This is a genomic window from Promicromonospora sp. NPDC059942 (assembly GCF_042731755.1).
Lineage (GTDB): Bacteria > Actinomycetota > Actinomycetes > Actinomycetales > Cellulomonadaceae > Promicromonospora.
Genome location: NZ_JBHWLR010000025.1, coordinates 27,369 through 52,326, shown reverse-complemented (window position 1 = coordinate 52,326; position 24,958 = coordinate 27,369). Strand labels below are relative to the sequence as shown.

Annotated in this window: 22 protein-coding genes; 11 read left to right on the top strand and 11 right to left on the bottom strand. The window is 73.5% G+C overall.

Annotation, left to right across the window (positions count from 1 at the left end):
• Positions 1-142: 142 nt before the first annotated feature.
• The gene (locus tag ACFV9Q_RS26230; protein WP_377236857.1) at positions 143-1,024 is read left to right on the top strand and encodes a helix-turn-helix transcriptional regulator; all 882 of its coding nucleotides are present in this window, start codon (positions 143-145) and stop codon (positions 1,022-1,024) included.
• Between the two features lie 71 nt (positions 1,025-1,095).
• On the top strand, positions 1,096-2,910 hold the full coding sequence (locus tag ACFV9Q_RS26225) for a serine/threonine-protein kinase (RefSeq protein ID WP_377236856.1): 1,815 nt from the start codon (positions 1,096-1,098) through the stop codon (positions 2,908-2,910).
• A gap of 99 nt (positions 2,911-3,009) precedes the next feature.
• Here ACFV9Q_RS26225 and ACFV9Q_RS26220 read toward each other — a convergent pair whose 3' ends face one another.
• The 8 genes from ACFV9Q_RS26220 to ACFV9Q_RS26185 are packed head-to-tail and all read right to left on the bottom strand — an operon-like array spanning position 3,010 to position 9,855.
• The gene (locus tag ACFV9Q_RS26220; RefSeq protein WP_020012947.1) at positions 3,010-3,387 is read right to left on the bottom strand and encodes a metal-sulfur cluster assembly factor; all 378 of its coding nucleotides are present in this window, start codon (positions 3,385-3,387) and stop codon (positions 3,010-3,012) included.
• Positions 3,388-3,397: 10 nt separating this feature from the next.
• Entirely contained in the window at positions 3,398-3,877 is a 480-nt protein-coding gene (gene sufU / locus ACFV9Q_RS26215; RefSeq protein ID WP_377236855.1) for a Fe-S cluster assembly sulfur transfer protein SufU, read from the bottom strand.
• Positions 3,878-3,908: 31 nt separating this feature from the next.
• Entirely contained in the window at positions 3,909-5,237 is a 1,329-nt protein-coding gene (locus ACFV9Q_RS26210; protein WP_377236854.1) for a cysteine desulfurase, read from the bottom strand.
• Between the two features lie 30 nt (positions 5,238-5,267).
• The gene (gene sufC, locus ACFV9Q_RS26205; RefSeq protein WP_377229731.1) at positions 5,268-6,038 is read right to left on the bottom strand and encodes a Fe-S cluster assembly ATPase SufC; all 771 of its coding nucleotides are present in this window, start codon (positions 6,036-6,038) and stop codon (positions 5,268-5,270) included.
• A gap of 32 nt (positions 6,039-6,070) precedes the next feature.
• A complete protein-coding gene (locus ACFV9Q_RS26200; protein WP_377229730.1) occupies positions 6,071-6,415 on the bottom strand; it encodes a non-heme iron oxygenase ferredoxin subunit in 345 nt (114 codons plus the stop codon).
• A complete protein-coding gene (sufD, locus tag ACFV9Q_RS26195; RefSeq protein ID WP_377236853.1) occupies positions 6,412-7,629 on the bottom strand; it encodes a Fe-S cluster assembly protein SufD in 1,218 nt (405 codons plus the stop codon). The genes ACFV9Q_RS26200 and sufD overlap by 4 nt, the downstream gene beginning before the upstream one ends.
• A gap of 1 nt (position 7,630) precedes the next feature.
• The gene (gene sufB, locus ACFV9Q_RS26190; protein ID WP_377229728.1) at positions 7,631-9,067 is read right to left on the bottom strand and encodes a Fe-S cluster assembly protein SufB; all 1,437 of its coding nucleotides are present in this window, start codon (positions 9,065-9,067) and stop codon (positions 7,631-7,633) included.
• Positions 9,067-9,855 carry a helix-turn-helix transcriptional regulator gene (locus ACFV9Q_RS26185; RefSeq protein ID WP_377236852.1) on the bottom strand — a complete coding sequence of 263 codons (789 nt, stop codon included), beginning with the start codon at positions 9,853-9,855 and terminating at the stop codon, positions 9,067-9,069. The genes sufB and ACFV9Q_RS26185 overlap by 1 nt, the downstream gene beginning before the upstream one ends.
• Positions 9,856-10,077: 222 nt before the next feature.
• Here ACFV9Q_RS26185 and ACFV9Q_RS26180 point away from each other — a divergent pair, with 222 nt between their 5' ends.
• The 4 genes from ACFV9Q_RS26180 to ACFV9Q_RS26165 all read left to right on the top strand — a co-directional run bounded on the left by ACFV9Q_RS26180 (position 10,078) and on the right by ACFV9Q_RS26165 (position 14,389).
• Positions 10,078-11,154 carry an ABC transporter ATP-binding protein gene (locus tag ACFV9Q_RS26180; RefSeq protein ID WP_377236851.1) on the top strand — a complete coding sequence of 359 codons (1,077 nt, stop codon included), beginning with the start codon at positions 10,078-10,080 and terminating at the stop codon, positions 11,152-11,154.
• Positions 11,151-11,945 carry an ABC transporter permease gene (locus tag ACFV9Q_RS26175; protein ID WP_377236850.1) on the top strand — a complete coding sequence of 265 codons (795 nt, stop codon included), beginning with the start codon at positions 11,151-11,153 and terminating at the stop codon, positions 11,943-11,945. The genes ACFV9Q_RS26180 and ACFV9Q_RS26175 overlap by 4 nt, the downstream gene beginning before the upstream one ends.
• A 164-nt stretch (positions 11,946-12,109) precedes the next feature.
• A complete protein-coding gene (locus tag ACFV9Q_RS26170) occupies positions 12,110-13,324 on the top strand; it encodes a S8 family peptidase (RefSeq protein ID WP_377236849.1) in 1,215 nt (404 codons plus the stop codon).
• A gap of 141 nt (positions 13,325-13,465) precedes the next feature.
• Complete coding sequence (locus ACFV9Q_RS26165; RefSeq protein WP_377236848.1) at positions 13,466-14,389, top strand: heme A synthase; 924 nt, start codon at positions 13,466-13,468, stop codon at positions 14,387-14,389.
• A 92-nt stretch (positions 14,390-14,481) separates the two neighbouring features.
• Here the strand turns inward: ACFV9Q_RS26165 and ACFV9Q_RS26160 are convergent, their stop codons facing one another.
• Together ACFV9Q_RS26160 and ACFV9Q_RS26155 are read right to left on the bottom strand one after the other, a co-directional pair.
• Positions 14,482-15,270, bottom strand: a complete 789-nt coding sequence (locus tag ACFV9Q_RS26160; protein WP_377236847.1) for a response regulator — start codon at positions 15,268-15,270, stop codon at positions 14,482-14,484.
• Entirely contained in the window at positions 15,267-16,406 is a 1,140-nt protein-coding gene (locus ACFV9Q_RS26155) for a sensor histidine kinase (protein ID WP_377236846.1), read from the bottom strand. The genes ACFV9Q_RS26160 and ACFV9Q_RS26155 overlap by 4 nt, the downstream gene beginning before the upstream one ends.
• Before the next feature lie 130 nt (positions 16,407-16,536).
• On the opposite strand from ACFV9Q_RS26155, the gene ACFV9Q_RS26150 reads away from it, so the two are divergent.
• The 5 genes from ACFV9Q_RS26150 (at position 16,537) to ACFV9Q_RS26130 (ending at position 20,742) form a co-directional block, all read left to right on the top strand.
• A complete protein-coding gene (locus ACFV9Q_RS26150; protein ID WP_377236845.1) occupies positions 16,537-17,250 on the top strand; it encodes an ABC transporter ATP-binding protein in 714 nt (237 codons plus the stop codon).
• A complete protein-coding gene (locus ACFV9Q_RS26145) occupies positions 17,247-18,053 on the top strand; it encodes an ABC transporter permease (protein WP_377236844.1) in 807 nt (268 codons plus the stop codon). The genes ACFV9Q_RS26150 and ACFV9Q_RS26145 overlap by 4 nt, the downstream gene beginning before the upstream one ends.
• Before the next feature lie 3 nt (positions 18,054-18,056).
• Positions 18,057-18,800 carry a hypothetical protein gene (locus ACFV9Q_RS26140; RefSeq protein WP_377236843.1) on the top strand — a complete coding sequence of 248 codons (744 nt, stop codon included), beginning with the start codon at positions 18,057-18,059 and terminating at the stop codon, positions 18,798-18,800.
• Between the two features lie 119 nt (positions 18,801-18,919).
• Positions 18,920-19,924, top strand: a complete 1,005-nt coding sequence (locus ACFV9Q_RS26135; protein WP_377236842.1) for an ATP-binding cassette domain-containing protein — start codon at positions 18,920-18,922, stop codon at positions 19,922-19,924.
• Positions 19,921-20,742, top strand: a complete 822-nt coding sequence (locus ACFV9Q_RS26130; RefSeq protein WP_377236841.1) for an ABC transporter permease — start codon at positions 19,921-19,923, stop codon at positions 20,740-20,742. Before ACFV9Q_RS26135 ends, ACFV9Q_RS26130 begins: the two co-directional genes overlap by 4 nt.
• A 91-nt stretch (positions 20,743-20,833) precedes the next feature.
• Here the strand turns inward: ACFV9Q_RS26130 and ACFV9Q_RS26125 are convergent, their stop codons facing one another.
• Positions 20,834-24,769 carry a BTAD domain-containing putative transcriptional regulator gene (locus tag ACFV9Q_RS26125; protein WP_377236840.1) on the bottom strand — a complete coding sequence of 1,312 codons (3,936 nt, stop codon included), beginning with the start codon at positions 24,767-24,769 and terminating at the stop codon, positions 20,834-20,836.
• Positions 24,770-24,958 lie beyond the last annotated feature (189 nt).

Here is a 24,958-nt window from a genome sequence, read left to right as displayed (position 1 = left end):
AACCTCAGATCCTTGTCGTGTGCGGTCGCCGGAGGGCGACGTCATCCAGTTCAACCCTGTCGGCACGAGCGGGGAAGGTTGCGTCTGTGGGGGTACAACCTCGACCCCCCTCACCGGTCAGCTCGTGCGTACCGTGGACGGCATGGACAACCGCTCGGACATCCGGGACTTCCTGGCCAGCAGGCGGGCCCGGCTCACACCCGACCAGGTCGGGCTTCCCACCAGCTCCCGTCGCCGGGTGCCCGGGCTGCGCCGTGAAGAGGTCGCCGTGCTCGCCGGGGTGAGTACCGAGTGGTACACCCGCCTCGAGAAAGGTCACATCGCCGGCGTCTCCGAGGAGGTGCTGGACGCCGTCGCCCTCGCCCTGCGCCTCGACGACGACGAGCGCACCTACCTGTTCGACCTCGCTCGGGCCGCGCGCCCCGCGCGCCGCCAGGCCGCCCGCAAACGTGAGGCCCCGATCGCTCCCGCCGTGCAGTGGATGCTCGACTCGATCACCATGTCGGCGGCGTTCGTCCGTAACGGGCGCCTGGACGTGCTCGCGACCAACCCGCTCGCCAGAGCGCTGCACGCCCCGATGTTCGCGAGCGAGACGACCACGGGTCACGGGCGCGCGAACTTCGCGCGCTACCACCTGCTCGACCCGAACTCGCGCGACTTCTTCGTCGACTGGGAGGACGGGGCCGCGAGCAGCGTCGCGCTCCTGCGCGCCGAGGCCGGACGCGAACCCTACGACAAGGCGCTACGAGACCTCGTCGGCGAGCTCTCGACCCTGAGCCCGGAGTTCCGAACCCTGTGGGCCTCCCATGACATCCGCATCAGCCACCACGGGACCAAGCGGCTCCACCACCCCGACGTGGGCGACCTGGAGCTCACGTACCAGTCGGTCGACCTCCCGACGGCAGGCCGCGCCGTCTACGACATCTCGCTCTACACCGCGGAACCCGGCACTGCGCACGAGGAACGACTCCGGCTCCTCGGGAGTCTGACCGCCCCCGACCAGCCCAGGCCTGCCGAGCTCTAGGTTTGGTGTCAGCGGCGGGTAGAACTCCCCTCGTGGCGGGTGAAGCCGAGTACGTCCGTTACGCTCCTTCCGTGCTGTCCGCCGTGGTCCGACGTGTCCCAGTGCCCGAGGTCAAGCCTCCCGCCACCGACGACCCGCCCGAGATCGGCGGCTACGAGATCCGCGGCCGGCTCGGCCAGGGCGGCATGGGCGTGGTCTACCTCGGCGCGACCCGCAGCGGCCGCCTGCTCGCGATCAAGGTGATCCACCCCGAACGCACGGGCGAGAGCGAGTTCCGCACCCGGTTCCGCCGCGAGGTATCCGCCGCGACCCGGCTGCGCAGCCACCGCACGGCCGCCGTCGTCGACTACGACGTCGACGCGCCCACACCCTGGCTGGCCACCGAGCACGTGCCCGGACCCACCCTCGCGCAGGCCATCACCGAGCTGGGAACCCTGCCCGAGGACGCCGTGCGCGAGCTCGTCACCGGCCTCACCGAGGCCCTGGACGCGATCCACCGCCAAGGACTCGTCCACCGCGACGTCAAGCCCACCAACGTGCTCCTCGGCCCCGACGGGCCGGTGCTGATCGACCTGGGCGTCGTCGCCGACTCCGACGCGACCTCGCTGACCACCACCGGCGTCCAGCCGGGCACGCCCCAGTTCATGTCGCCCGAGCAGGCCCGTGGCGAGGCCGTGACCGCCGCGACCGACGTGTGGTCGCTCGGCGCGGTCGCGCACCTCGCGGCGACCGGGACCCCGCCGTTCGGGACGGGCAGCCTGGCCACGGTCACCTACCGGATCGTGCACGAGCCGCCCGCCCTGGAGGACGTGCCGGCCGGTCTGCGGGGTCTGGTGACCGCGTGCCTGGCCAAGGACCCGGCCGCGCGCCCGACGACGGCGGCGGTCCTCGCCGCGCTCGCTCCCCTGCCGCTGGTCGAGCCCGAGGTCACCGGCCTGACCGGCACCGGCGTGGCCGGCGCGGACACCGTGCTGGGCGCGGAGCAGACGCCGGACGCCGCCCCGGAGGCGCCCGCGCCGAGCCGGGTGCGGCGCCGGGTCCTGACCGGCCTGGTCGCGCTCGGCCTGGTGCTGGCCGGTGGTGGGGCCGCGGCGGCGCTCGTGCACTTCCTGGGCCCGGACGACACGCCCAGCACGGGCAGCACGCTCCAGGCCGAGGAGTCCGCACCCGCGGAACCCTCCGGCACGCCCAGCCCCAGCCCCAGCCCGAGCACGAAGGAGTCGTCGACGAAGCCGTCGGCGTCGCCCAGTGCCCCGACCACCCCGGTCGACGAGCCGGACGACGGGGCCGCCGAGGAGCAGGACGCCGTCCTGACCCAGTTCCGGCCGGGCACCGTGTCGATCCCGGCGCAGGTCGCGGTGGGCCAGAAGGTCACCGCGTGGCCGAAGAACTGGGCGCCGCAGCCGGCCAGCAGTACGTGCGTGTGGAGCATCGGCGGCGAGGAGCGGGACAACCTCGGTTCGTGCAGCTACACCGTCGCGATCGGCGACGTGGGCAAACCCGTCCAGGTCAAGCTGACCGGCACCCGGTCGGGGTACGCCGAGACCGCGGTGCTCTCCAACGCCACCGGCGCCGTGCCCCAGCCGAACGTGCCGAAGCCGAGCTGCTCGGTACGCCTGAGCCCTGGCGAGGTGAACTCCGGCTGGTTCGCCCACTGCGAGTTCGAGGAGGACCCCGAGGTCACCTATACGTGGTCGTGGGTCGACGTCACCGAGGACGAGACCATCAGGTGGGGCAACTACACGCCCAGCCGGCGCATCTGGATCGGCGGCGGCAGGGCCGGCCATCAGGCGCGGGTGACGGTGACGGCGGAGCGGGACGGCTACCGCTCGTCCAGCTTCGGCACGAACTTCCTCCTGCCGAACGAGTGGGTGCCCGCCGGCTGACCCGCAGGAACGCCTCGGGTCCCGTGGGACCCGAGGCGAAACCGCAGGTCAAGCAGCGTTTCCGCTGATCAGAGGATCAGCCGGAAACCCGGAAGATCCTCAGACGTTGAAGCCCAGCATCCGGAGCTGCTCCTTGCCGTCGTCCGTGATCTTCTCCGGACCCCACGGCGGCATCCAGACCCAGTTCACGCGGAACCCGTCCACGAGGCCCTCGAGCGCCTGGGCGCTCTGGTCCTCGATGACGTCGGTCAGCGGGCAGGCCGCCGACGTGAGCGTCATGTCGATGGTCGCGTGGTTGTTCTGGTCCACCTGGATGCCGTAGATCAGGCCCAGGTCCACGACGTTGATGCCCAGCTCGGGGTCGATCACGTCGCGCATGGCCTCCTCGACGTCCACCACGGTGGTGGGCGACGGGCCCACGCCCTCCGCCGGAGCGGCCGGGGCATCCTGCCCGACGTCGGTGCTCGCCTCAGTCATCGGTCTCTCCTCAGCTCGTGGCCAGCGCGCCGCTGCGCGCCAGCGAGTCCTTGAGCGCCGCCCAGCCGAGCAGCGCGCACTTGATCCGGGCGGGGTACTGCGACACGCCGGTGAAGGCGGTCGCGTCGCCGAGGGCGTCCTCGGCGTCGTCGTCGCCCAGGCCCTTGCCGCGGGACGACATCAGGTCGTGGAACAGGCCGTCGAGCCGCGCCACCTCGGCGAGGTCCGCGCCCTCGACGAGCGAGGTCATGACCGACACGGACGCCTGCGAGATGGAGCATCCCTGCCCCTCCCACGAGACGCCCGCCACGGAACCCTCCGGCGTGACGTCGACCCGGAGGGTCACCTCGTCACCGCACGTCGGGTTCACCTGGTGCGACTCCCCCGCGAGGTGTCCCTCCACCGACGCGACGTCGACGAGCCCACGGCCCACCGGGTGCTTCGCGTGGTCCAGGATCACCTGCTGGTACATCTGCTCGAGCGTGCTCACGACGCTGCCTTTCTAGATCTCACCGAAGAAATCACTCTGCTCCGAAGAACGCCCGGACCCCCGCCAACGCTTCCCGGAAGGCGACAACTTCTTCGACCGTCGTGTAGACCGACGCCGAGGCGCGCGCCGTGGCGGCCACGCCGAACCGGCGGTGCAGCGGCTGCGCGCAGTGGTGCCCCACCCGCACGGCGATGCCCTTGTCGTCCAGCACCTGTCCGACGTCGTGCGCGTGCACGCCGTCGACCACGAACGAGACCACGGCGAGCCGGTCGGCCGTGTCGAGCGGGCCGATCACCCGGACGCCCGGGATGTCGGCGATCTTCAGCATCTCGGCGGCCAGCTCGGTCTCGTGCCGGGCCACGCCCGTCATGCCGAGCTCGCCGAGGTACTCCGCCGCGCAGCCCATGCCGACGGCCTGGGCCACCATCTGGGTGCCCGCCTCGAACCGCTGCGGCGGCGGCGCGTAGGTGGTGGCCTCCATGGTCACGACCTCGACCATGGACCCGCCGGTGATGGTCGGCGGCATGGCTTCCAGCAGCTCACGCCGCCCGTACAGGGCACCGACGCCGGTCGGGCCGAGCATCTTGTGCCCGCTGAACGCCGCGAAGTCGACGCCGAGCTCGTGGAGGTCCACGGGCATGTTCGGCACGGACTGGCAGGCGTCGAGCACGGTGAGCGCGCCGACCCGCTTGGCCGCCGCGACGAGCGTGGCCACGGGCGCGATCGCGCCGGTCACGTTCGACACGTGCCCGAAGGCGAGCACACGGGTGCGCTCGGTGACGACCTCGTCGAGGGTCGAGAGGTCGAGCCGACCGTCGTCCGCCACGGGGATCCAGCGCAGGACGGCGCCCGTCCGGGCGGCCAGCTCCTGCCACGGGACGAGGTTGGCGTGGTGCTCCGCCTCGGTGACCACGATCTCGTCGCCCGGCGCGAGCCGGAACCGCGCCGCGGCCTCTCCCCCGCGACCCAGGGTCGCGTTGGAGAAGGCGTAGGCCACGACGTTGATCGCCGCGGTCGCACCCGGCTGCCAGACGATCTCGCCCTCGTCGGCCCCGACGAACGCGGCGACCGCCGCGCGCGCCTGCTCGAACGCCTCGGTGGCCTCCTCGGCGAGCTGGTGCGCGCCGCGGTGGACCGCGGCGTTGCGCTGCTCGTAGAAGTCCACCTCGGTGTCCAGCACCACCTGGGGTTTCTGGGACGTGGCGGCGGAGTCCAGGTACACGAGGGGTTGGCCACCCCGCACCGTGCGCTCGAGCAGCGGGAAGTCAGCCCGGACGGCGGCCAGCTCGGTGGTGGAGAGCGAGCCGCTCTCCGTGGCCTGCGGCGCCGGGTCGCCCGGTCGCACGGTGGTGGTGGTCATCATGTCCCCTCGAAGTGCCTCAGCGGTCGGTCAGGCCGTGGCCGTCGCGTTCGCGCCGACGTACTTGTCGTAGCCCTCTTCCTCGAGGCGGTCGGCCAGCTCGGAGCCGCCCTCCTCGGCGATCTTGCCGTCGACGAAGACGTGCACGAAGTCGGGCTTGATGTAGCGCAGGATGCGCGTGTAGTGCGTGATCAGCAGGATCCCGATGTCGGTGTTCGCCTTGGCGCGGTTCACGCCCTCCGACACGATGCGCAGCGCGTCGACGTCGAGGCCGGAGTCGGTCTCGTCGAGGATGGCGAAGCGCGGCTTGAAGAGCTCCATCTGCAGGATCTCGTGGCGCTTCTTCTCGCCGCCGGAGAAGCCCTCGTTCACGGAGCGCTCGGCGAAGGCCGGGTCCATGCGCAGGTTCTCCATCGCGCCCTTGACCTCCTTGCCCCACGTGCGCAGGGCGGGGGCGGTGCCGTCGATGGCAGTCTTGGCGGTCCGCAGGAAGTTCGCGACGGAGACGCCGGTGACCTCGACCGGGTACTGCATGGCCAGGAAGAGGCCGGCGCGGGCACGCTGGTCGACCGTCATCTCCAGCAGGTTCTCGCCGTCGAGCGTGACGGTGCCCGAGGTGACGGTGTACTTGGGGTGGCCGGCGAGCGCCGAGGCCAGGGTGGACTTGCCCGAGCCGTTGGGGCCCATGATCGCGTGGGTCTCACCGCTGGCGATCGTCAGGTCGACGCCGCGCAGGATCGGCTTGGGGCCTTCCTTGGTCTCGACGCTGACATGCAGGTCGCGGATCTCGAGGGTGGGCATATCTGTTACTCCAGGGTTGCGAAGTCAGTGGTTCAGGAGACGGGGACGGTCACGTCGATGTCGACGAGCACGCGCTCGCCGTCGACGGTCACCGGGTAGACGGGCACGGGGCGCACCGCCGGGAGCTGGACGGGCTGGCCGGTCCGCAGGTCGAACTGGGAACCGTGCAGCCAGCACTCCACGAGGCAGCCCTCGACCTCGCCGTCGGACAGCGAGACGGCGCCGTGCGAGCAGACGTCCGAGATGGCGTGGAAGTTGCCGTCGGCGTCGCGGGCCACCGCGACCGCGACCGGGGCGCCGTCGGCGCCGTCGAGCTCCACGAGCATCGCCTCCTCCGGTCCCAGGTCGTCGGTCATGCAGGCCAGCTGCGCGGTCATGCGGTCGGAGCCTCGGCCGGTGCCCCGGTGATCACGCTCATCGACTTCTCCAGCTCGGCCTCGATGGAGGCCAGCAGGCGCTCCTCGACCGACGGGACGCCGATCTCGTGGATGAGCTCGGCGAAGAAGCCGCGCACGACGAGACGACGGGCCTCGATCTCGGGGATGCCCCGGGCCTGGAGGTAGAAGAGCTGCTCGTCGTCGAACCGGCCGGTGGCGCTGGCGTGGCCGGCGCCGGCGATCTCGCCGGTCTCGATCTCGAGGTTCGGCACCGAGTCCGCGCGCGCGCCGTCCGAGAGGACCAGGTTGCGGTTGAGCTCGTAGGTGTCGGTGTTCTCGGCGTTCGCGCGGATCAGCACGTCGCCCACCCACACGGTGTGCGCGCCGGCGCCCTGCAGGGCGCCCTTGTAGGTCACGCGGGACTTGCACTCCGGCACCGCGTGGTCCACGAAGAGGCGGTGCTCCTGGTGCTGGTCGGTGTCCGCGAAGTAGAGGCCCACCATCTCGACGTCGCCGCCCTCGGCGGTGAACTCGGCGTCCGGCGTGATGCGCACGACGTCGCCGCCGAACGTCACCACGACGTGCTTGAGCTTCGCGTCGCGGCCGATCCGGGCCCGGTGCGACGAGGCGTGCACGGCGCCGTCGGACCAGTCCTGGACGCTGACGACGGTGAGGTGCGCGCCGTCCTCGACCACGATCTCGACGGTCTCGGCGAGCGAGCCGACGCCGTTGTGGTCGATGACCACGACGGCCTCGGAGTGCCGCTCGGCACGGACCAGCACGTGGGCCGCGGTCGCGTCCGTGGACACGCCCTCCAGGCGCACGGAGGTGACGTCGGAGGCCACGGCCTCGGCCGGGATCGTCACCACGGTGGCCTGCTCGAAGGCGTTCCACGCGGTGACGGCGGTGCGGTCGCCGGGCTTGCCGGCGGTGCCCAGACGGGCGTCGTCGCGGGCGACGGTCTCCACCTTCACCTCGGGGGCGGCGGTCACCTCGACCGTGACGCCCGAGGAGCCCAGGTCCGCCTGGAACAGCGGCTGGAGGCGGTCGGCCGGGGAGAAGCGCCACTCCTCCTCGCGCCCGTTGGGCACGGGGATGTCCTCCAGGGAGAACGAGGTGAGGCGCTCGGCGCGGGAGCCCTGGGGCTTGCCGCCGACGCCGTGGGTGTGGGCGCCGTCGGCAACAGCGCGCGAGTGATCGGTCGTGAGAGTCATGTCAGCCGACGGACCCTTCCATCTGCAGCTCGATGAGGCGGTTGAGCTCGAGTGCGTACTCCATGGGCAGCTCGCGCGCGATGGGCTCGACGAACCCGCGCACGATCATGGCCATGGCCTCGGTCTCCTCCATACCCCGGGACATGAGGTAGAACAGCTGGTCCTCGCTCACCCGCGAGACCGTGGCCTCGTGACCCATGGACACGTCGTCCTCGCGGACGTCCACGTACGGGTAGGTGTCGCTGCGGGAGATCTGGTCGACCAGCAGCGCGTCGCAGAGGACGTTGGACGCGGAGTGGGAGGCACCCTCGAGCACCTGCACCAGACCGCGGTACGACGTGCGGCCGCCGCCGCGCGCCACGGACTTGCTGACGATCGACGACGACGTGTTCGGTGCCGCGTGGACCATCTTCGCGCCGGCGTCCTGGTGCTGGCCCTCGCCCGCGAAGGCGATGGACAGCGTCTCGCCGCGGGCGTGCTCGCCCAGCAGGTAGATCGCCGGGTACTTCATGGTGACCTTCGAGCCGATGTTGCCGTCGACCCACTCCATGGTGGCGCCCTCGGCGGCCGTGGCCCGCTTGGTCACCAGGTTGTACACGTTGTTCGACCAGTTCTGGATCGTCGTGTAGCGCACGCGGGCGTTCTTCTTGACGACGATCTCGACGACGGCCGAGTGCAGGGAGTCCGACGTGTAGATCGGCGCCGTGCAGCCCTCGACGTAGTGCACGTAGCTGCCCTCGTCGGCGATGATCAGCGTGCGCTCGAACTGGCCCATGTTCTCGGTGTTGATCCGGAAGTAGGCCTGCAGCGGGATCTCCACGTGCACGCCCGGCGGCACGTAGACGAACGAGCCGCCCGACCAGACGGCCGAGTTCAGCGCGGCGAACTTGTTGTCGCCCGACGGGATGACCGTGCCGAAGTACTCCTGGAACAGCTCCGGGTAGTCGCGCAGGCCGGTGTCGGTGTCGACGAAGATGACACCCTGCTCCTCCAGGTCCTCGCGGATCTGGTGGTAGACGACCTCGGACTCGTACTGGGCAGCGACACCCGCGACGAGACGCTGCTTCTCCGCCTCGGGGATGCCGAGCCGGTCGTACGTGGCCTTGATGTCCTCGGGCAGCTCCTCCCAGGACGTGGCCTGCTTCTCCGTGGAGCGCACGAAGTACTTGATCTTGTCGAAGTCGATGCCCGACAGGTCGGAGCCCCAGCTCGGCATGGGCTTCTTGCCGAAGAGGCGCAGGGCCTTGAGCCGCTGGTTCAGCATCCACTCGGGCTCGTTCTTCAGAGCCGAGATGTTGCGGACAACCTCTTCGCTCAGGCCGCGCTGCGCGGACATGCCCGCGGCGTCGCTGTCGTGCCAGCCGTACTCGTACGAGCCGATGCTGGCGATGATCTCATCGTCGGAGCGCTGCTCTGGCGCTTGCGTTTCTGCGCTCATCACTTTCCTTCGGTGGGGGTCGTCGCGGGGAAGGACCTCGGGACGCCCGCGCCCTGGTGGGCGGAGACGTTCACGGGGATGTTGGTCGTGCAAGCATGTGCGCCACCGGCGATGGTCGCCAGCCGCTGGACGTGCGAGCCCAGCAGCTCGCTGAACGCGCGGGCCTCCTGCTCGCACAGCTCGGGGAACTCCTCGGCCACGTGCTGGACCGGGCAGTGCCCCTGGCAGAGCTGGACCGCGGGCGCCACGACACCGGCCGTGGGGCCGGTCAGCGGCGCCGGCACCGGCCGCACGGAGGCGGCGTAGCCGTCCGCCGACAGGAGCTGGACGAGCTGGGCGGCGCGGCCCTCGGCGTCGGACGCCGTGAGGTGCGGTGCGTAGCTGCGCGCGACGGCGTCGAACCGCTCCTTGGCGAAGCCCGCCACCGCCTGGCTGCCGCCGGTCTCCTTGAGGAACCGCAGCACCTGCCGGGCGATCTCCTGGTAGCCGCCCGCCAGCTCGGACTGGCCGCCGCTCGTGACGACGTACCGCCGCGCGGGGCGCCCGCGCCGGGGGGTGCCCGACGGCGTGGCCTCGTGGACGGTGATCTTGCCGTCCTCCTCCAGGAGGCCGAGGTGCCGGCGCACGGCCGGGGCGGTCAGGCCCAGGACGGCGGCCAGCGCGCCCGCAGTGACCGGACCGCGGGAGGCGACGAGCTCGAGCACGCGCCGTCGCGTGGTGCCGTCGGTCTCGTGGCTCGCCGGATGGCTCACCGCGTGGCCGGCGGACACCTGTGCCGGTGCGCTCATGCTGGTCACCTCCTCGTTCGTCGGTCCGGGGGCAGACCTCACCCGGTGGGCACGCCTTCGTAGACGCCAATGCTTTTGAGAACATCCTTGTTCCCTAATTCGAGATGCGCAAGGAAGGCGACCCTCAGTTGTGGTCGATCGCGACACATCTCACACGCGAGGTCCACCCCCAGGTCACGCCGGGCGACACCGTCCGCGCGGGACGCCGCCTACGATTGTGCGGTGCCCCTGTCCGACGCGCCCGCGATCGACCCCGCCCAGGCGGCCACCGCGGACGCCGCCACAGCCAGCCCCGCCGGTGCCGACCACGAGGTCGCCGTCCAGGTGCGCGGGCTCGTCAAACGCTACGACGGCCGCGCCGTCGTCGACGGCCTGGACCTGACCGCCCGCCCGGGCGCCGTCACCGCCGTCCTCGGCCCCAACGGCGCGGGCAAGACGACCACCATCGAGTGCTGCGAGGGCCTGCGCTCCCCCGACGGAGGCACCGTCCGGGTGCTGGGACACGACCCCGTGGCCGACGCCCGGGCGCTGCGCCCGCGGGTCGGCGTCATGCTGCAGGACGGCGGGCTGCCCACCGGGGTGCGCGCCCTGGAGCTGCTGCGGCACGTCGCCGCCATGTACGCCACACCCCGCCCCGTGGACGAGCTCGCCGAACGCCTCGGGCTGCACGGCTTCGCGCGCACCACGGTGCGCCGCCTGTCCGGCGGGCAGCGCCAGCGCGTCGCGCTCGCCGCGGCCGTGGTCGGTCGGCCCGACGTCGTGTTCCTCGACGAGCCCAGCGCCGGCATGGACCCCCAGAGCCGGCGCGCCGTCTGGGACCTGGTGCGCGAGCTGCGGTCCGACGGCGTCGCCATCGTGCTGACCACGCACCTCATGGACGAGGCCGCCGACCTCGCCGACCACGTGCACGTCGTGGACCACGGCCGGGTGATCGCGTCGGGCACCGTCCGCGACCTGACGTCCGGGAGCGGCGCGGGCCCGGGCTCGATCCGGGTCGAGGCCACCCCGAACCTGGACCTCACCCCGCTCCGCACCGCCCTCCACTCGCTGAGTGCTGGACATTTGTCGCCCGAACCGGCCCAAACCCCGCAGATACCCAGCACTCAACGAGAAGGCGAGTGGGTGGTCGGCGAGAGCGAGGCCGGCGTGTACACCGTGACCGGGGCCGTGGACCCGGCGGCCGTGGCCGCCGTGGCCGCGTGGCTCGCCGGGCAGGGCGTGCTGGCGCGATCGGTCACCACCGGCAGCCGCACCCTCGAGGACGTCTTCCTCGACCTCACCGGGAGGCACCTGCGATGAGCGCGCCCACCACGCGGGTCGAGCCCGCCGCCGCGCGGGTAGAGCCCGCCGCCGCGCCGGCCGCGCGCCGGATCGCCGCCCAGGCGTCGTTCGAGACCCGCGCGATCCTGCGCAACGGCGAGCAGCTCCTCGTGACGATCGTGCTGCCCGTCCTGGTGCTCTTCGCCCTGGTGCGCACGTCGTTCATCGACCTCGACACGCACGGCTTCTCGCGCGTCGACTTCGTGACGCCGGGCGTGCTCGCGCTCGCCGTGATGTCGACGGCGTTCACCTCGCAGGCGATCGCCACCGCGTTCGACCGGCGCAACGGCGTGCTGCGCCTCATGGCGACGACGCCGCTGGGCCGGTCCGGGCTGCTGGCCGGCAAGGTGCTCGGCGTGCTCGCCGTCGAGGTGGTGCAGGTGGTCGTCATCTGCGGCGTCGCGGTGGCGCTGGGCTGGCGGCCGGAGCTGGGCGCGCTGCCCGCCGTCGTCGGCGCCGTGCTGCTCGGGACCGCCGCGTTCACCGCCCTGGCCCTGCTGCTCGCGGGGACCCTGCGCGCCGAGGGCGTGCTCGCCGTCGCCAACCTGGTCCTCGTGCTGCTCACCGTGGGCGGCGGCGTGCTGCTGCCCGCGCAACAGCTCGCGGGGCCGCTGGCGCACGTGGCGGTGCTGCTGCCGTCGGGCGCGCTGGGCGAGGCGATGCGCGGGGCGCTGCTGTACGGGTCCGTGCCCCCGTTCTCCGTGGTGGTGCTGCTGGCCTGGACCGCGGCGCTCGGCGCGGGCGCGGCCCGCCTGTTCCGGTGGCACTGAGCCTTCACCGGCCCTGATTCCGCCGGCGCTGACCGCTACCCGGGCCTGACCGGGGAACTACTTACCACGCACGCATACCTGGGCGGTATGACCTTTTCGAGAGGTTGGCGGGTGAAATTTGCCCATTTAGGGTCCACTTCACCTACATTCCCCAGGGAGGCAGCGTGACTTCCACTCTCAGCAACCGTCGCCGGCTGATCGTCGGTGCCGGTATCGCGATCGCCCTCGCGGCGGCCCCGGCCGCAGCGGCCGTGGCCTCGGCAGCTCCGGACGAGGCACCCGTACCCGTCGCGGGCGCACTGATCGAGGACTCGTACATCGTGGTCCTCAAGGACAGCGGTGTCAGCAAGGGCCAGGTCCGCTCCGCGGCCAGCGGCCTGGTGCAGGAGTACGGCGGCGAGGTGCAGCGCTCCTACACCAACGCGGTGCGCGGCTTCTCGGCGTCGATGTCGGCGGCGCAGGCCGAGCGGCTCGAGGCGGACCCGTCCGTCGCGTACGTGGAGCAGAACCGGGTCATGACCGCGACGGACACGCAGTCGCCGGTCCCCTCCTGGGGTCTGGACCGCATCGACCAGGAGAGCCTGCCGCTCGACGACTCGTACACGTACGGGAACTCGGGCTCGGGCGTGACGGCGTACATCGTCGACACCGGCATCCTGACCACCCACGAGGACTTCGGCGGCCGCGCGGTCAGCGGCACCGACACCGTGGACAACGACGACGACGCCACCGACTGCGCGGGCCACGGCACGCACGTCGCCGGCACCGTGGGCGGCTCGTCCTACGGCGTCGCCAAGGACGTCTCGCTCGTCGCGGTCCGCGTGCTGGACTGCAGCGGCTCCGGCACGTACGACGGCGTCATCGCCGGCATCGACTGGGTGACGGCCGATCACCAGGCCGGCGAGCCGGCGGTGGCCAACATGTCGCTCGGCGGCGGCTTCTCGCAGGCCGTGAACGACGCCGTGTCCGAGGCCGTCGCGGACGGGGTCACCTTCGCCCTGGCCGCCGGCAACGACTACGCCGCCGACGCCTGCGACGGCTCACCGGGCTCCACGCCGGAGGCCCTCACGGTGGGCGCCACCGAGGACACGGACGCCCGCGCCGTGTACTCCAACATCGGCACCTGCGTGGACATCTTCGCGCCCGGTACCGACATCACGTCGGCCTGGTACACCGGCGACACCGCCACGAACACCATCAGCGGTACCTCGATGGCCACGCCGCACGTCGCGGGCGCCGCAGCGCTCGTGCTGGGCGGCAACCCGGGCGCGACGCCGGCCGAGGTCGGCGACGCCCTGACCGGTGCGGCCGTGCCGGACGTCGTGTCCGACCCGGGCACGGGCTCGCCGAACCTGCTGCTGAGCGTCAGCGGTCTCTGACGGTTCCTCCTCGTCACGCAGGGGTCCCGGCATCGCGCCGGGGCCCCTGTGGCGTTCCTGACAGCTAGTCGGCAAAGAATCACACCCGGTCCGGGACGAGCACGGGAGGCGACGCCGTCGTCGGGCACTAGCGTGGGACCCGTGACCGCACCCGCCGCCCCCGTCTCCTGGCTCGACGCGCTCCCCGGCCGCGTGGACCGCTTTCGCCACTGGACCCGCGCGGTCCTGATCGCGAACCTGATCGGCCAGATCGGCATCATCGGGACCGGCGGCGCCGTGCGCCTGACCGACTCGGGCCTGGGCTGTTCCACCTGGCCGCAGTGCGAGCCCGGCAGCTTCACCCCGCAGTTCCACGAGGCGACGACGCTGCACCCCTACATCGAGTTCGGCAACCGCACGCTGACGGGCGTGCTCGGGGTCATCGCGGTGCTGCTCGCGGTGCTGGTGTGCACCGACCTGAAGCGCACCGCGTCCTACCGCATGCTCGGCCTGGCGCCGATCGTGGGCGTGCTGATGCAGGCGCTGATCGGCGGCATCGTGGTGCTGCTGCACCTGCACCCGGGCTGGGTGTCCCTGCACTTCGCGGTCTCCGGCGCGCTGGTCGCCGTGTCCCTGTACCTGTTGCACCGGCACGGCGAGGGCGACGGCACCCCGCGGCTCGTGGTCGCGCCGCGCGTGCGCACCCTCGCGTGGGCCCTGGCCGGGCTGACCGCCGTCGTGGTCGTGTTCGGCGTGCTGACCACCGGAGCCGGCCCGCACAGCGGCGACTCCGAGGTGGGTTACCGGTTCGCCATCGACCCGGCGGTCCTGACCAAGTGGCACGCCGCCGCGGTGTGGGTGTTCCTGGCTGTCCTGGTCGCCTTCCTGGTGGCGGTCCGGCGCGGGCCGGCCGAGGTGCGCCGTGCGGCCGTCACCCTGCTGGTGATCACGCTGGCGCAGGGCCTGATCGGGTACGTGCAGTACTTCACCGACCTGCCCGAGCTGCTCGTCGGGCTGCACATGATCGGCGCGGCGGCGCTCATCGCGGGTACGACGCGGGTGTGGCTGACGACGCGGGTGCGGTGACGGTGTCCTGATGGTGACGGGGTCCTGATGGTGACGGGGTCCTGATGGTCACGGTGGGCTGACGCCGGCGGTCGGCGCTGGGCCGATCGGGGTCAGGCCTCGTTCCGGCTGGTGCCCACCAGCCCGTGGTCGTACGCGGCGATCACCAGCTGTGCCCGGTCGCGGGCGTGCAGCTTGGCCCGCAGGCTGCCGATGTGGGTCTTGACGGTGCCCATCGAGATGGTGAGCGCCCGGGTGATCTCGTCGTTCGAGAGGCCCCGGCCCACCTGGGTGAGCACCTCGGTCTCGCGGTCGGTGAGGACGCCCGGTCCCTGCGGGGCCTGTAGCGCGGTGCGATGTGCCGCCGCTTCCGGAGCCGGGTCCTGGGCCCTCAGCGGGTCCGGGCCCTCCACCGCGTCCCGGTCCGGGCCTTCCCCCGCGTCCCGGGCGGGGACCTGCGCCGCAGGCCGGTCGAGGTAGTGCGCGACGAGCCGGGTGAGGATGCTCGGCGCGAACAGAGACTCGCCGGAATGGGTGCGCCGGATCGCGTCGACGAGCCGCTCGGGCTCGGCGTCCTTGAGGAGGAACCCGCTCGCGCCAGCCCGCAGGGCCGCATGGACGTACTCGTCCAGCTCGAACATGCTCAGCACAAGGACGCGGGTCTCGTGGGGCCCGGAGTCGGCGAGGATGCGGCGGGTCGCATCGATACCGTCGCCGCCGGGCATGCGGATGTCCATGAGCACGATGTCGGGTCGCAGCTCGGCAGCGCGGGCGACCGCGGCGTCTCCCGTGCCGGCCTCGCCGACCACGGCGAGGTCCGGCGCGCCGTCGACGACGATCCGGAGGCTGTGGCGGATCAGCGGCTGGTCGTCCACGACGAGCACCTCGACCGGGGTGCTCATCGGCGGGTGTCCATGTCGGACGGGCCGCTGGCCGGGCTGATGCTCGCCGGGCTGATGCTCGCCGGGCCGCTGGCCGGGCTGATGCTCGCCGGGCTGATGCTCGCCGGGCTGCTGGCCGGGCTGCGGGCCTGGCTGATGCGGGCCTGGCTGATGCTGGCCGGGCTGATGCTGGCCGGATGGTCTGGCAGACGCGCGACGACACGGAACCCTGACCCGGCGGCACGGGCCCGGGTGCCGCCACCGGCATCAGCACTGCAGTCACTCGTGTCGGTGGCGGCACCCGTGTCGCTGTCAGAGTCGTCGGTGTCAGCATCGTTGTCGGTGCCCGCACCGGTCTGCAGCGTGCCGCCGAGCGCGGCCACCCGCTCGCGCAGACCCACGAGGCCCTGGCCGGCCCCGGGGCAGGGTCGCCAGCCGGCCACGGGGCCGTCGTCGTCGACCGTCAGGACGATCGTGTCGGCCTCCCGGCGCACGGCGACGCGGGCACTGGTCGGGCCGGCGTGCCGTGCGGTGTTGGCGAGCGTCTCGCGGACGATCGCGCACACGGTCAGCTGCGCACCGGCGGACACGTCGCCGAGGTCACCGAGCTCCAGGGTCACGGCGACGCCACCTGCCCGGGCGGAGTCGACGACGTCGGGCAGGTCGGTGAGCGCCTCGGTCGGTCGCAGCGGCGCCGTCTCGCCGCCCGGCGTGCGCAGCACCGTGAGCATGCGGCGCAGCTCGGTCGTGGCCGCCCGGCCGGTCCGTTCGATGTCCGCGAGCGCCCGGGCGTGCTCCACCTCGCCGGCGGGTCCGGTCAGGGTGCGGGCGGCCGCGGCGCGCACGGTGATGAGGCCGAGCCCGTGGGAGGCGAGGTCGTGCAGGTCGCGCGCGATGCGCAACCGCTCGGCCTGGGCGGCGCGCTCGGCGGCCCAGGCGGTCAGGTCGTCCTCGTAGTCGCGGCGCTGGCGGCCCGTGCGGACGAGCGCCCAGACCATCACGCCCAGGGCGATCCCGGCCGCCCCGAGCACTGTGACCAGCACGGCGACGGGCTGCTGGACGCCTGTGGCGGCCAGCGACAGGCCGAGGACTGCGAGCACGACGGTGGCGGTCAGCCAGGCACGTGAGCGCAGTTCAGGGCGGGCGGTCGAGTCCATCGCCCGAGTCTAGGTTTCCGACGGTCGGCGCACATCGGACCTGGGTCTGACGGACCACGGGCCGAGTCGACGCGCGAAGTCCGGACCTGGGACCGATGACCTCGCTGGGGCGGGCCGCTGGGATGGAGGCATGCTCCTGATCGAACAGCTCGTCAAACGTCATGGTCCCCGTACCGTCCTCGACCGGGTCGGCTTCACCGCCCGGCCGGGGCGCGTCACCGCCTTCCTGGGCCCGAACGGGGCCGGCAAGTCCTCGACCCTGCGGGTCCTGCTCGGCCTGGACCGCGCCGACGGCGGCCGTGCCCTGGTCGGCGGGCGTCCGTACCGGAGCCTGCGTGATCCGCTGCGCACGGTCGGCTCGATGCTCGACGGGTCCGGCGCGCACCGGTCGCGCACCGCACGGGACCACCTGGCGTGGGTCGCGCGGAGCAACGGCATACCGGGCCGCCGCATCGGGGAGGTGCTCGATCTGGTCGGGCTCGCGGACTCGGGGCGGGTCCGCGTCGGCCGGTACTCGCTCGGCATGGGGCAGCGGCTGGGCCTGGCCACGGCGCTCCTGGGTGAGCCGGAGGTGCTCGTGCTCGACGAGCCGGTGAACGGGCTCGACCCCGAGGGCATCCGCTGGATGCGCGGCCTGTTGCGCGGCCATGCGGACGGCGGGGGCACGGTGCTGCTGTCCAGCCACCTGATGGGCGAGGTCGCGGGGATCGCGGACGATCTCGTGGTGATCGCCGGCGGCCGGGTCGTGGCCGCCGGGACGCTGGACGCGGTGACCGCCGGGCACCGAACCCTGGAGGACGCCTTCTTCGCGCTCACCGGCGGCGGCCAGGAGGCGGCACGATGAGCTTTCTGAACACTCTCCTCGGCGAGCTGCGCAAGACGGTGACACTGCCCGCGAGCGGGCTCGCCGCCGCGGGCACGCTGATCGGGTCGGCGGGCATCACGGTGCTCAACGGGTTCGGCACCCGGGCCGCCCTCGACTCGGGCGCACAGGGGTCGCGGGCGTTCCAGTCCGCCTTCGAGACCGGCTACGCGGCGGTCCCGCTCGGCACGGTCGGCGCCGTCGTGATCGGGGTGGTGGCGATCAGCAGCGAGTACGCCGCGAACAGCCCGGACGCGGGCGGCGGCCGCCAGATCACGGCAACCCTGGCGGCGAGCCCGCACCGGGTCCGCCTGCTCGTCGCGAAGGCGCTGAGCGTGCTGCTGCTGGTGGTCGCGACCGCGGCGGTCACGATATCCGTGTGCGTCGCCCTGGCCGGCCTGATCATCGGCGACACGTCCGGCGGGCCGGGCGGGTCCGACGCAGCGGTCGGGTGGGACGAGGCGATGGCCCGGTCGGCCGGCGCCGGCCTCTACTGGACGCTGACCGCCCTGCTCGCCCTCGCGGTCACGGTGCTGACCCGCAGCGGGATCGTCCCGCTCGTAGTGCTGGTCACGAACAGCTCGCTGGTGTCGTTCTCCCTGCTGCTGACGCACGTCACCCCGCTCGCCCACTGGCTGCCCGACATGGCCGGCCGGAGGCTCTTCGGCGGACTGTCGACGGTGGAGGGCGGCCTGGACGTCCTGCCTGGCGCGCTCGTCATGGCGGCGTGGACGGCCGGTCTGCTCGCCGTCGCGGGCGTGGTGTTCTCCCGACGGGACGCGTGAACCGTGCGCCTGCCGAACATCATCGCCGCCGAGCTCGACAAGCTCCGCACGCTCCCGGCCGTCGTTCTTGCCGCCGTGGCCACGGCGGTGGTGGGGGTCGCCCTCGCCGCGGCCCTGGCCGCCTCGGCGGCCGCAACACAGGGCGAGGCCGTCTCGACCACAGGCGTCTCGACCACCGACGTCATGGCCCAGGCCGTGCCGTTCGTGCAGACCGGCCTGATCCTGCTGGGCGTCCTCCCGGTCTCCCACGAGCTGGCGGGACGCCAGCTCCGCACCACGCTCGCCGCAGTCCCCCGCCGGGGACTGCTCCTGGCGGGCAAGACCGTCGCCACGCTCGTCGCGGCGGCGCTCACCGCGGCCGTGACCGTCGGCGGCCTGCTGGGCGCCGCCACCGTCGTCGCGCACCTGACGGACGCTCCGGTGGCGACGGGCAGGATCGATCTGGGGCCTGTCCTCGGCGCGGTCGCCTACCTGGTGCTGATCGGGCTGCTCAGCCACGCGATCGCACTGCTGGTCCGGGGCCTGGTCCCGGCGCTCGTCGGGACGCTGAGCCTCGTCCTGATCGTGTCGCCGCTGCTCGCCTCGCTCTCCGAGCACGCCCGCTGGCTCCCCGACCGCGCGGCGGCGCAGCTCTACGCCCCTGGCGACGAGGTGCTCACGGCCGCCACGGGAGCCCTCGTGATGCTCGCGTGGATCGCCCTGGTCGGCACCCTCGCCACGGTGCTCTTCGTCCGGCGCGACCCATGACGGCACCTGACAGCGCGTGACGGCCCATGACGCGGCGCGGGACAGCCCGTGACAGCCCGGCACAACCCGTGACAGCGGTCTGACAGTCCCGTGCGAGCGGGCCCCCGCACGCTGGGGGCATGAACACGAACGCGATCGAGGCACAGGGCCTCGTCAAGATCTTCGGCGACAACCGCGCCGTGGACGGCGTCGACCTCACCGTGCGCACCGGGACCGTCTACGGGGTGCTCGGGCCCAACGGCGCGGGCAAGACCACGACCATCCGCATGCTCGCCACCCTGCTGCGGCCCGACGGCGGCGAGGCCCGCATCTTCGGCCACGACATCGCCCGCGAGGGCGCCGCCGTCCGCTCCCTGATCGGGGTCACGGGCCAGTACGCGTCGGTCGACGAGACGCTGAGCGCCACCGAGAACCTCGTGGTCTTCGGGCGGCTGCTCGGGCTGTCGGCGCGCGCCGCGCGGGCCAAGTCGGCCGAGCTCCTGGAGGAGTTCTCGCTGACCGACGCCGCCAAGCGGCCGCTGCGCAACTACTCCGGCGGCATGCGCCGCCGGCTCGACCTGGCGGCGAGCCTGATCGCCCGCCCGCCGCTCATCTTCCTGGACGAACCCACCACGGGCCTGGACCCGCGCACCCGCAACCAGATGTGGGACACGATCCGCCGGCTGGTCGCGGACGGCTCCACCGTGCTGCTCACCACCCAGTACCTCGACGAGGCCGACCAGCTCGCCGACCGCATCGCGGTCATCGACCGCGGCACGGTCGTCGCCGAGGGCACCGCGGACGAGCTCAAGTCCACCGTCGGCGCCCAGTCGCTCCAGGTCGGGCTCGCCGAGGCCGGCGACCTCGGCACCGCGCTCAGCCTGGTCCAGCAGGTCTTCGGCGCCGCGGGCGTCGTCGCGCCGGAGGGGCTGCGCATCACGGTGCCGGTCCCCCACGCCGAGGCCGTCGCCGACCTGCTGGTCCGGTTCCGGGACGCCGGGGTGCCGATCGACTCCGTCAGCCTCGACAAGCCGAGCCTGGACGAGGTCTTCCTCACCCTCACCGGCCACTCGGCGTCCGACGACGCCCCCACCGCCGGCAGCACCGAGAACACCCGGAACGACACCGAGAAGGTGACCGCATGAGCACCGCAACCCTGGCCCCGGCACCGCACACCGCCACGATCCAGCCCGCCCGGGTCGGCCTGGCCGCCACCGTCTCCCAGTCGTTCACCATGGCCTACCGCGGCCTGCTCAAGGTGCGCCACACCCCCGAGCAGCTCATCGACGTGACCTTCCAGCCGATCATCTTCACGCTGATGTTCACGTACCTGTTCGGCGGGGCGGTCTCCGGCAGCGTCGGCGCCTACCTGCCGCTGATCATCCCCGGCATCCTGGCGCAGACCGTCATCACGGCCTCGGTAGTGACCGGCGTCCAGCTCCGCGAGGACATGGACAAGGGCGTGTTCGACCGGTTCCGCTCCCTGCCGATCGCACGCATCGCGCCGCTGGCCGGCGCCCTGCTCGCCGACACGGTCCGCTACCTCGTGGCGACGACCATCACGTTCCTGACCGGCATCGTCATGGGCTGGCGGCCCGGCGGCGGCTTCGGCGGCGTGGTGCTCGCCGGGCTGCTCGTGATCGTCTGCGCGTGGGCGCTGAGCTGGATCTTCGCCTACATCGGCGTGATCGCACGGTCGGCCACGTTCGTCCAGGGCGTCTCGTTCATGGTCCTGTTCCCCCTGACCTTCCTGTCCAACGCGTTCGTCGAGGTCGACACCCTGCCGGGCTGGATGCAGGCGTTCGTCCAGGTCAACCCGGTGTCCCACCTGGTCTCGGCCGTGCGGTCCCTCGCGAACGAGGGCCTGGTCACGGCCGACGTGGGCTGGACGCTGCTGAGCGCGGCAGTGGTCGTGGTGATCTTCGCCCCGATCGCGGTCCGCAGCTACCTCCGCAAGGCCTGAGGCCGGCAGCCGAGGGCGGCGCGGCGTCGAACGTAGGGATCGTCGGTCCATGACCGCTCATGAGCCGACGATCCCTACGTTCGACGGCCCGCTAGCGCACGGCCAGCGCTACCGCCGGCAGGGTTTCCAAGGTGGTCAGGGCGCGCTCCGCGAGGTCCTCGCGGGGGATCGCCGCGATCCTCGCCCGCGCCGCCGCCACCGCCTCCGGCCCGTGCCGGTCGGCCGCCGCGGCGAGGACGGGCTCGCGCCGCAGCGCCAGGAAGTCCTGCCGCGAGCCCAGCACCTCGGCCAGGGCGAGCAGCTCCAGGCCGCCGTTCGCGCCGAGCGGCACAGCCACATCCGGCCCCGCGGCCGCCTCGCCCGTCTGCGGCCCCGCCGCGAGCACCGCGCCCACGGCGAGGCACACCGTGCCCAGCACGGGGTGGTCGGCCACGTGGCGCATCCACTCCCGGTACAGCCGCACGGCACGACGCCGGACGACGTCGGCCGCCTGCCGTGCCCGCGCGTCCTGCCCGGCGTCGACGAGCCGCACGATCCACGCGGACCCCACGATCACCGCCCAGGGCGCGGCCGGGGACGGGTCCCCGCGCCCGGCCGGCGGCGGCCCGACGGCACGCACCGCGGGCGAGTCCGGGCCGGGGGGCGCCACGCCGTCGTCCTCCGCGACGCCCGGCAGGTCCGCGAACACGTTCACCGCCTCCTCGTACAGGTCGAGCGCCCCGGCGACGTCGCCCCGCACCCAGGCGATCTCGGCCCGGCCTGCCCGGACCACGGCGCGCGACTCGTCGCCCCCGCGCTCGGACTGGTCCGCGTCCTTTGCGGACCGCTCGACCCGCGCACAGATCCGTTCGGCCCCGGCCAGGTCGCCGTCGGCGATGGCGGTGCCGAGGTCCACCCAGTCGAGCTGCCGCATCGCGCCGTCGGCCCCGATCACCGTCAGGCCCTCCCGCGCCACGCGCGACCAGTGCGTCGCGGTCCGGGTGTCCCCGGCCCCGAACGCCGTGGTGGCCAGGAACATCGCGGCGCCCGCCCGGCTGGCGACGTCGCCGATGCCCTGGGCCAGGTGGTAGGCCCGCTCCGCACCGTCGAGCGCCTCGTCCAGCCGCCCGGCATTTTCCGCCTCCTGCGACGCGACCAGGTGCGCAAGAAAGGCGATGAGCGGGTCGTCCGAGTCGCGCAGGTCCAGGACCGCACCCGGTGCGGGCGCCAGCAGCATGTTCGCCACCGCTCGGGTCCGCGGGCCCACCGCGTCGCCGTGGTCGCGCAGCACCCGCTTGAGCCGGGCCAGCGCCCGCAGGTTCCCCGTGATCCCGGAGAACGCCGTGGTGGCCGCCGCGTAGGCCAGGGCGAGCGCGGTCACGTCCGCGTCCTCGGCCGGGACGGTCCGGCCGGTGACCGCGTCGAGGACGGCGGGCGCCAGGTCGGCCGCCCGCTCCTCCGCGCCCCGCAGGGTCCACGCGCCGCCGAGCGCGACGAAGCCGTGGACGACGACGTCGGGCCGGTCCGCGCGCGCCGCCTCCCGGATCGCGAACAGCAGGTTCTCGTGCTCGCGCCGCAGCAGGTCGACGGCGGCCACCTGCTCCGGCCCGAGGAGCCGGGACGTGCACCAGCGCGCCACGCCCTTGCCCCAGCTCAGCAGCGCGTCGCGGACGGCGTCGTCCTCGCCGGCCTCGGCGAGCCGCAGCAGGCCGAACTCCCGGACCGTCTCCAGCATCCGGTACCGCACCGGGGCCGGCCGGCGTGCTCCCCCGGGCGCGCCGCGACCCGGCAGCCCGGGGTCCTCCTCGACGACGAGCAGGGACTGCGTCACGAGCCCGTCGACGTCGTCGAGCACGTCGAGCGGGACCACCCCGTCGGGGGCCGTCCCCTCGGGGTGCGTGTCGAGCCGGCCCAGGGCGGCGGCCGCGTGGGCGGACAGCCCGTCGGGCAGCACGGAGACGCGGCGCCACAGCTCGCGCTGCGACGGCTCCAGCAGGTTCCAGCTCCACTCGATGACTGCCTCGAGGGTGCGATGCCGGTCGGGCACGGTCCGGTCGCCGCCGCGCAGCAGGGCGAACCGGGCGTCGAGGTGCCGCTCGATCTCCTCGACCGACAGGGTGCGCACGCGCGCGGCGGCCAGCTCGATCGCGAGCGGCAGCCCGTCGAGCCGGTCGCAGAGCCGGGCGACGACGGCGTCGGGCAGCTGCGCGCCGGGCCGGGCCGCGAGCGCCCGCTGCCGGAACAGCTCGACGGCCGGACCGCGCCGGGTCCCGGACGGGCTCGCGCCGTCGCCGGGCACGCCCGCGCCCTCCGCGGAGCCCGCGACGTCCACCGAGCCCGTACCCCGCGCACCGCCCGAGGCGAGCGGCGCCAGCGGGTACACCTGCTCGGCGGCGACCTGGAGGGGCGCGCGGCTCGTGGTCAGGATCCGCAGGCCGGGGGCGGCGGAGAGCAGGACGTCCGCCCAGCGGGCGGCGCCGTCCGGCACGTGCTCGCAGTTGTCCAGCACGAGGAGGGTGCGGGCGGTGCGGGCGCGCTCCACGATGCGGTCGTGCAGGTCGCCGGCGAGCAGCCGGTCGGACAGGCGCGCGGAGCCCACCGCCGACACCCCGAGGCCGTCGGCGATCGCGAGCGCCACGTCGTCGTCCGTGCGCACGCCCGCGAGCTCCGCGACAGCGATCGAGAGCCCGTCCAGCGGGCCCGACGACGTCGCGGCCCGGTCCTCAGCGACCGTGCGCGCCACCTCCTGCGCCAGCCGGGTCTTGCCGAGCCCGCCCGCGCCGAGGATCGTCACCAGCCGGTGCCGGGTCAGCTCGCCGACGACGGCGCGCACGTCGTCCGCGCGCCCGATCAGCGGCGTGGCGGCGGCGCGCAACCCGCGCACGAACCGGCCGGCTCCGGGCCGGGGTGCGGCGGCCGGGTCACCGACGGTCGGGCCGTCGCCCGTCAGGATGCCGCCGTCCGGGGCGTCGGACGGCGAGGTGCCGACCGCCGCGGAGCCGCCGGCCACGCTTGCGGCCACCCCTCCGGCGGCAGCCCCCGCGGCGTCGGCGGCGATGCGCGCGTGCAGTGCCACGAGGTCCGGCGCCGGGTCGGTGCCGAGCTCGGCGACCAGGGCGTGCCGCAGCCGCCCGAACACACGCACCGCCTCGTCGGGACGCCCCGTCGCCGCGAGCGCCGTCATGAGGTCGCGCGCCGCGTCCTCGTCCAGGGGGTCGGCGGCCAGGGCCGCGTTGCCGAGGCCGGTCACGGTCGCGACGTCCCCCGCGGCCACGGCGGCCCGACGGCGCAGGGTGGTCAGCTCGTCCCGGAGCCGTCCGGCGGTGTCCCGGAGCTCCTGTGCAAGGCCGGGTGTCGCGTCGTCCAGCGCGTCTCCCGGTTCGCCGCGCCAGAGCGCGAGGGCGGCGTCCACGACGGCGGCCGCCGCGACGGCCCGGGTCACGCCGTCGTCGGATGCACCGTCGCCGGGTACGTCGCCACCGGGCACGCCGGGCGTCTCGCCGGGCACGCCGCGCATGTCGCCGGGCACGCCGACCGCGCCCCGGCGAAGCGGGCTGGGGATACCGCCCAGGCTGTCGCCGGGGAGCGCGCCGGCAGTGCCGACAGTGCTGTGGGGCGCGCCGGCAGCATGGGCCGCACCGCGCGGCACACCGCCGTCCGGCCCCGCGACACGCACGGACCCGAGAAGATCGCGCGCCTCCGTCACGGCCGCGCGCGCCCGGTCCAGGTCGCTCGGACCCCCGAGCACGTACCCCGCGGACGTGAACCGGACGACGTCCGGGCCGAGCGAGCGCAGCCGCGAGACGAGGCTCTGGAGCGCCGCGCGGGGGTTGGCCGGCAGGTCGTCGGCCCACAGGGCGTCGACCAGCGACGACACCGTGACTGTCCGGGGTGCGGCCAGCGCGAGCAGCACCAGGAGGGCGGCGGCGCGGGTGCCGCGCGGCGCGACGGGACCGGCGTCGGACAGCACGGCCACCGGCCCGAGAACCGCCACGACCGGGTCGGTCCCGGGCGCTCCGGTCGGGGCGCCGGAGTTGACGTGCTGCATGCGCGCCACTCTAGGCGGTGCACCTGGGCCGACGCCGCTGTACTCCCGCCAGAGGCCGGCGCGCCAGGTCAGGGCTCGGGTGGCCGTCGTCAGGTCGGCAGTCCCCTGCGAGGTCGGCCATCCTCGTCGGAGGGGGGGAAAGACCCTGTCGACCTCACCCACAAACTGCCAACCCCCTCCCGATCCCCC

What these genes read in the sequence shown, in the direction of transcription:
- ACFV9Q_RS26230 (WP_377236857.1), top strand. Translation starts at nt 143, where the DNA reads ATGGACAACCGCTCGGACATCCGGGACTTCCTGGCCAGCAGGCGGGCC.
- ACFV9Q_RS26220 (WP_020012947.1), bottom strand. Translation starts at nt 3,387, where the DNA reads ATGACTGAGGCGAGCACCGACGTCGGGCAGGATGCCCCGGCCGCTCCG.
- ACFV9Q_RS26210 (WP_377236854.1), bottom strand. Translation starts at nt 5,237, where the DNA reads ATGACCACCACCACCGTGCGACCGGGCGACCCGGCGCCGCAGGCCACG.
- sufC (WP_377229731.1), bottom strand. Translation starts at nt 6,038, where the DNA reads ATGCCCACCCTCGAGATCCGCGACCTGCATGTCAGCGTCGAGACCAAG.
- ACFV9Q_RS26200 (WP_377229730.1), bottom strand. Translation starts at nt 6,415, where the DNA reads ATGACCGCGCAGCTGGCCTGCATGACCGACGACCTGGGACCGGAGGAG.
- sufD (WP_377236853.1), bottom strand. Translation starts at nt 7,629, where the DNA reads ATGACTCTCACGACCGATCACTCGCGCGCTGTTGCCGACGGCGCCCAC.
- sufB (WP_377229728.1), bottom strand. Translation starts at nt 9,067, where the DNA reads ATGAGCGCAGAAACGCAAGCGCCAGAGCAGCGCTCCGACGATGAGATC.
- ACFV9Q_RS26185 (WP_377236852.1), bottom strand. Translation starts at nt 9,855, where the DNA reads ATGAGCGCACCGGCACAGGTGTCCGCCGGCCACGCGGTGAGCCATCCG.
- ACFV9Q_RS26175 (WP_377236850.1), top strand. Translation starts at nt 11,151, where the DNA reads ATGAGCGCGCCCACCACGCGGGTCGAGCCCGCCGCCGCGCGGGTAGAG.
- ACFV9Q_RS26160 (WP_377236847.1), bottom strand. Translation starts at nt 15,270, where the DNA reads ATGAGCACCCCGGTCGAGGTGCTCGTCGTGGACGACCAGCCGCTGATC.
- ACFV9Q_RS26155 (WP_377236846.1), bottom strand. Translation starts at nt 16,406, where the DNA reads ATGGACTCGACCGCCCGCCCTGAACTGCGCTCACGTGCCTGGCTGACC.
- ACFV9Q_RS26150 (WP_377236845.1), top strand. Translation starts at nt 16,537, where the DNA reads ATGCTCCTGATCGAACAGCTCGTCAAACGTCATGGTCCCCGTACCGTC.
- ACFV9Q_RS26145 (WP_377236844.1), top strand. Translation starts at nt 17,247, where the DNA reads ATGAGCTTTCTGAACACTCTCCTCGGCGAGCTGCGCAAGACGGTGACA.
- ACFV9Q_RS26135 (WP_377236842.1), top strand. Translation starts at nt 18,920, where the DNA reads ATGAACACGAACGCGATCGAGGCACAGGGCCTCGTCAAGATCTTCGGC.
- ACFV9Q_RS26130 (WP_377236841.1), top strand. Translation starts at nt 19,921, where the DNA reads ATGAGCACCGCAACCCTGGCCCCGGCACCGCACACCGCCACGATCCAG.
- ACFV9Q_RS26125 (WP_377236840.1), bottom strand. Translation starts at nt 24,769, where the DNA reads ATGCAGCACGTCAACTCCGGCGCCCCGACCGGAGCGCCCGGGACCGAC.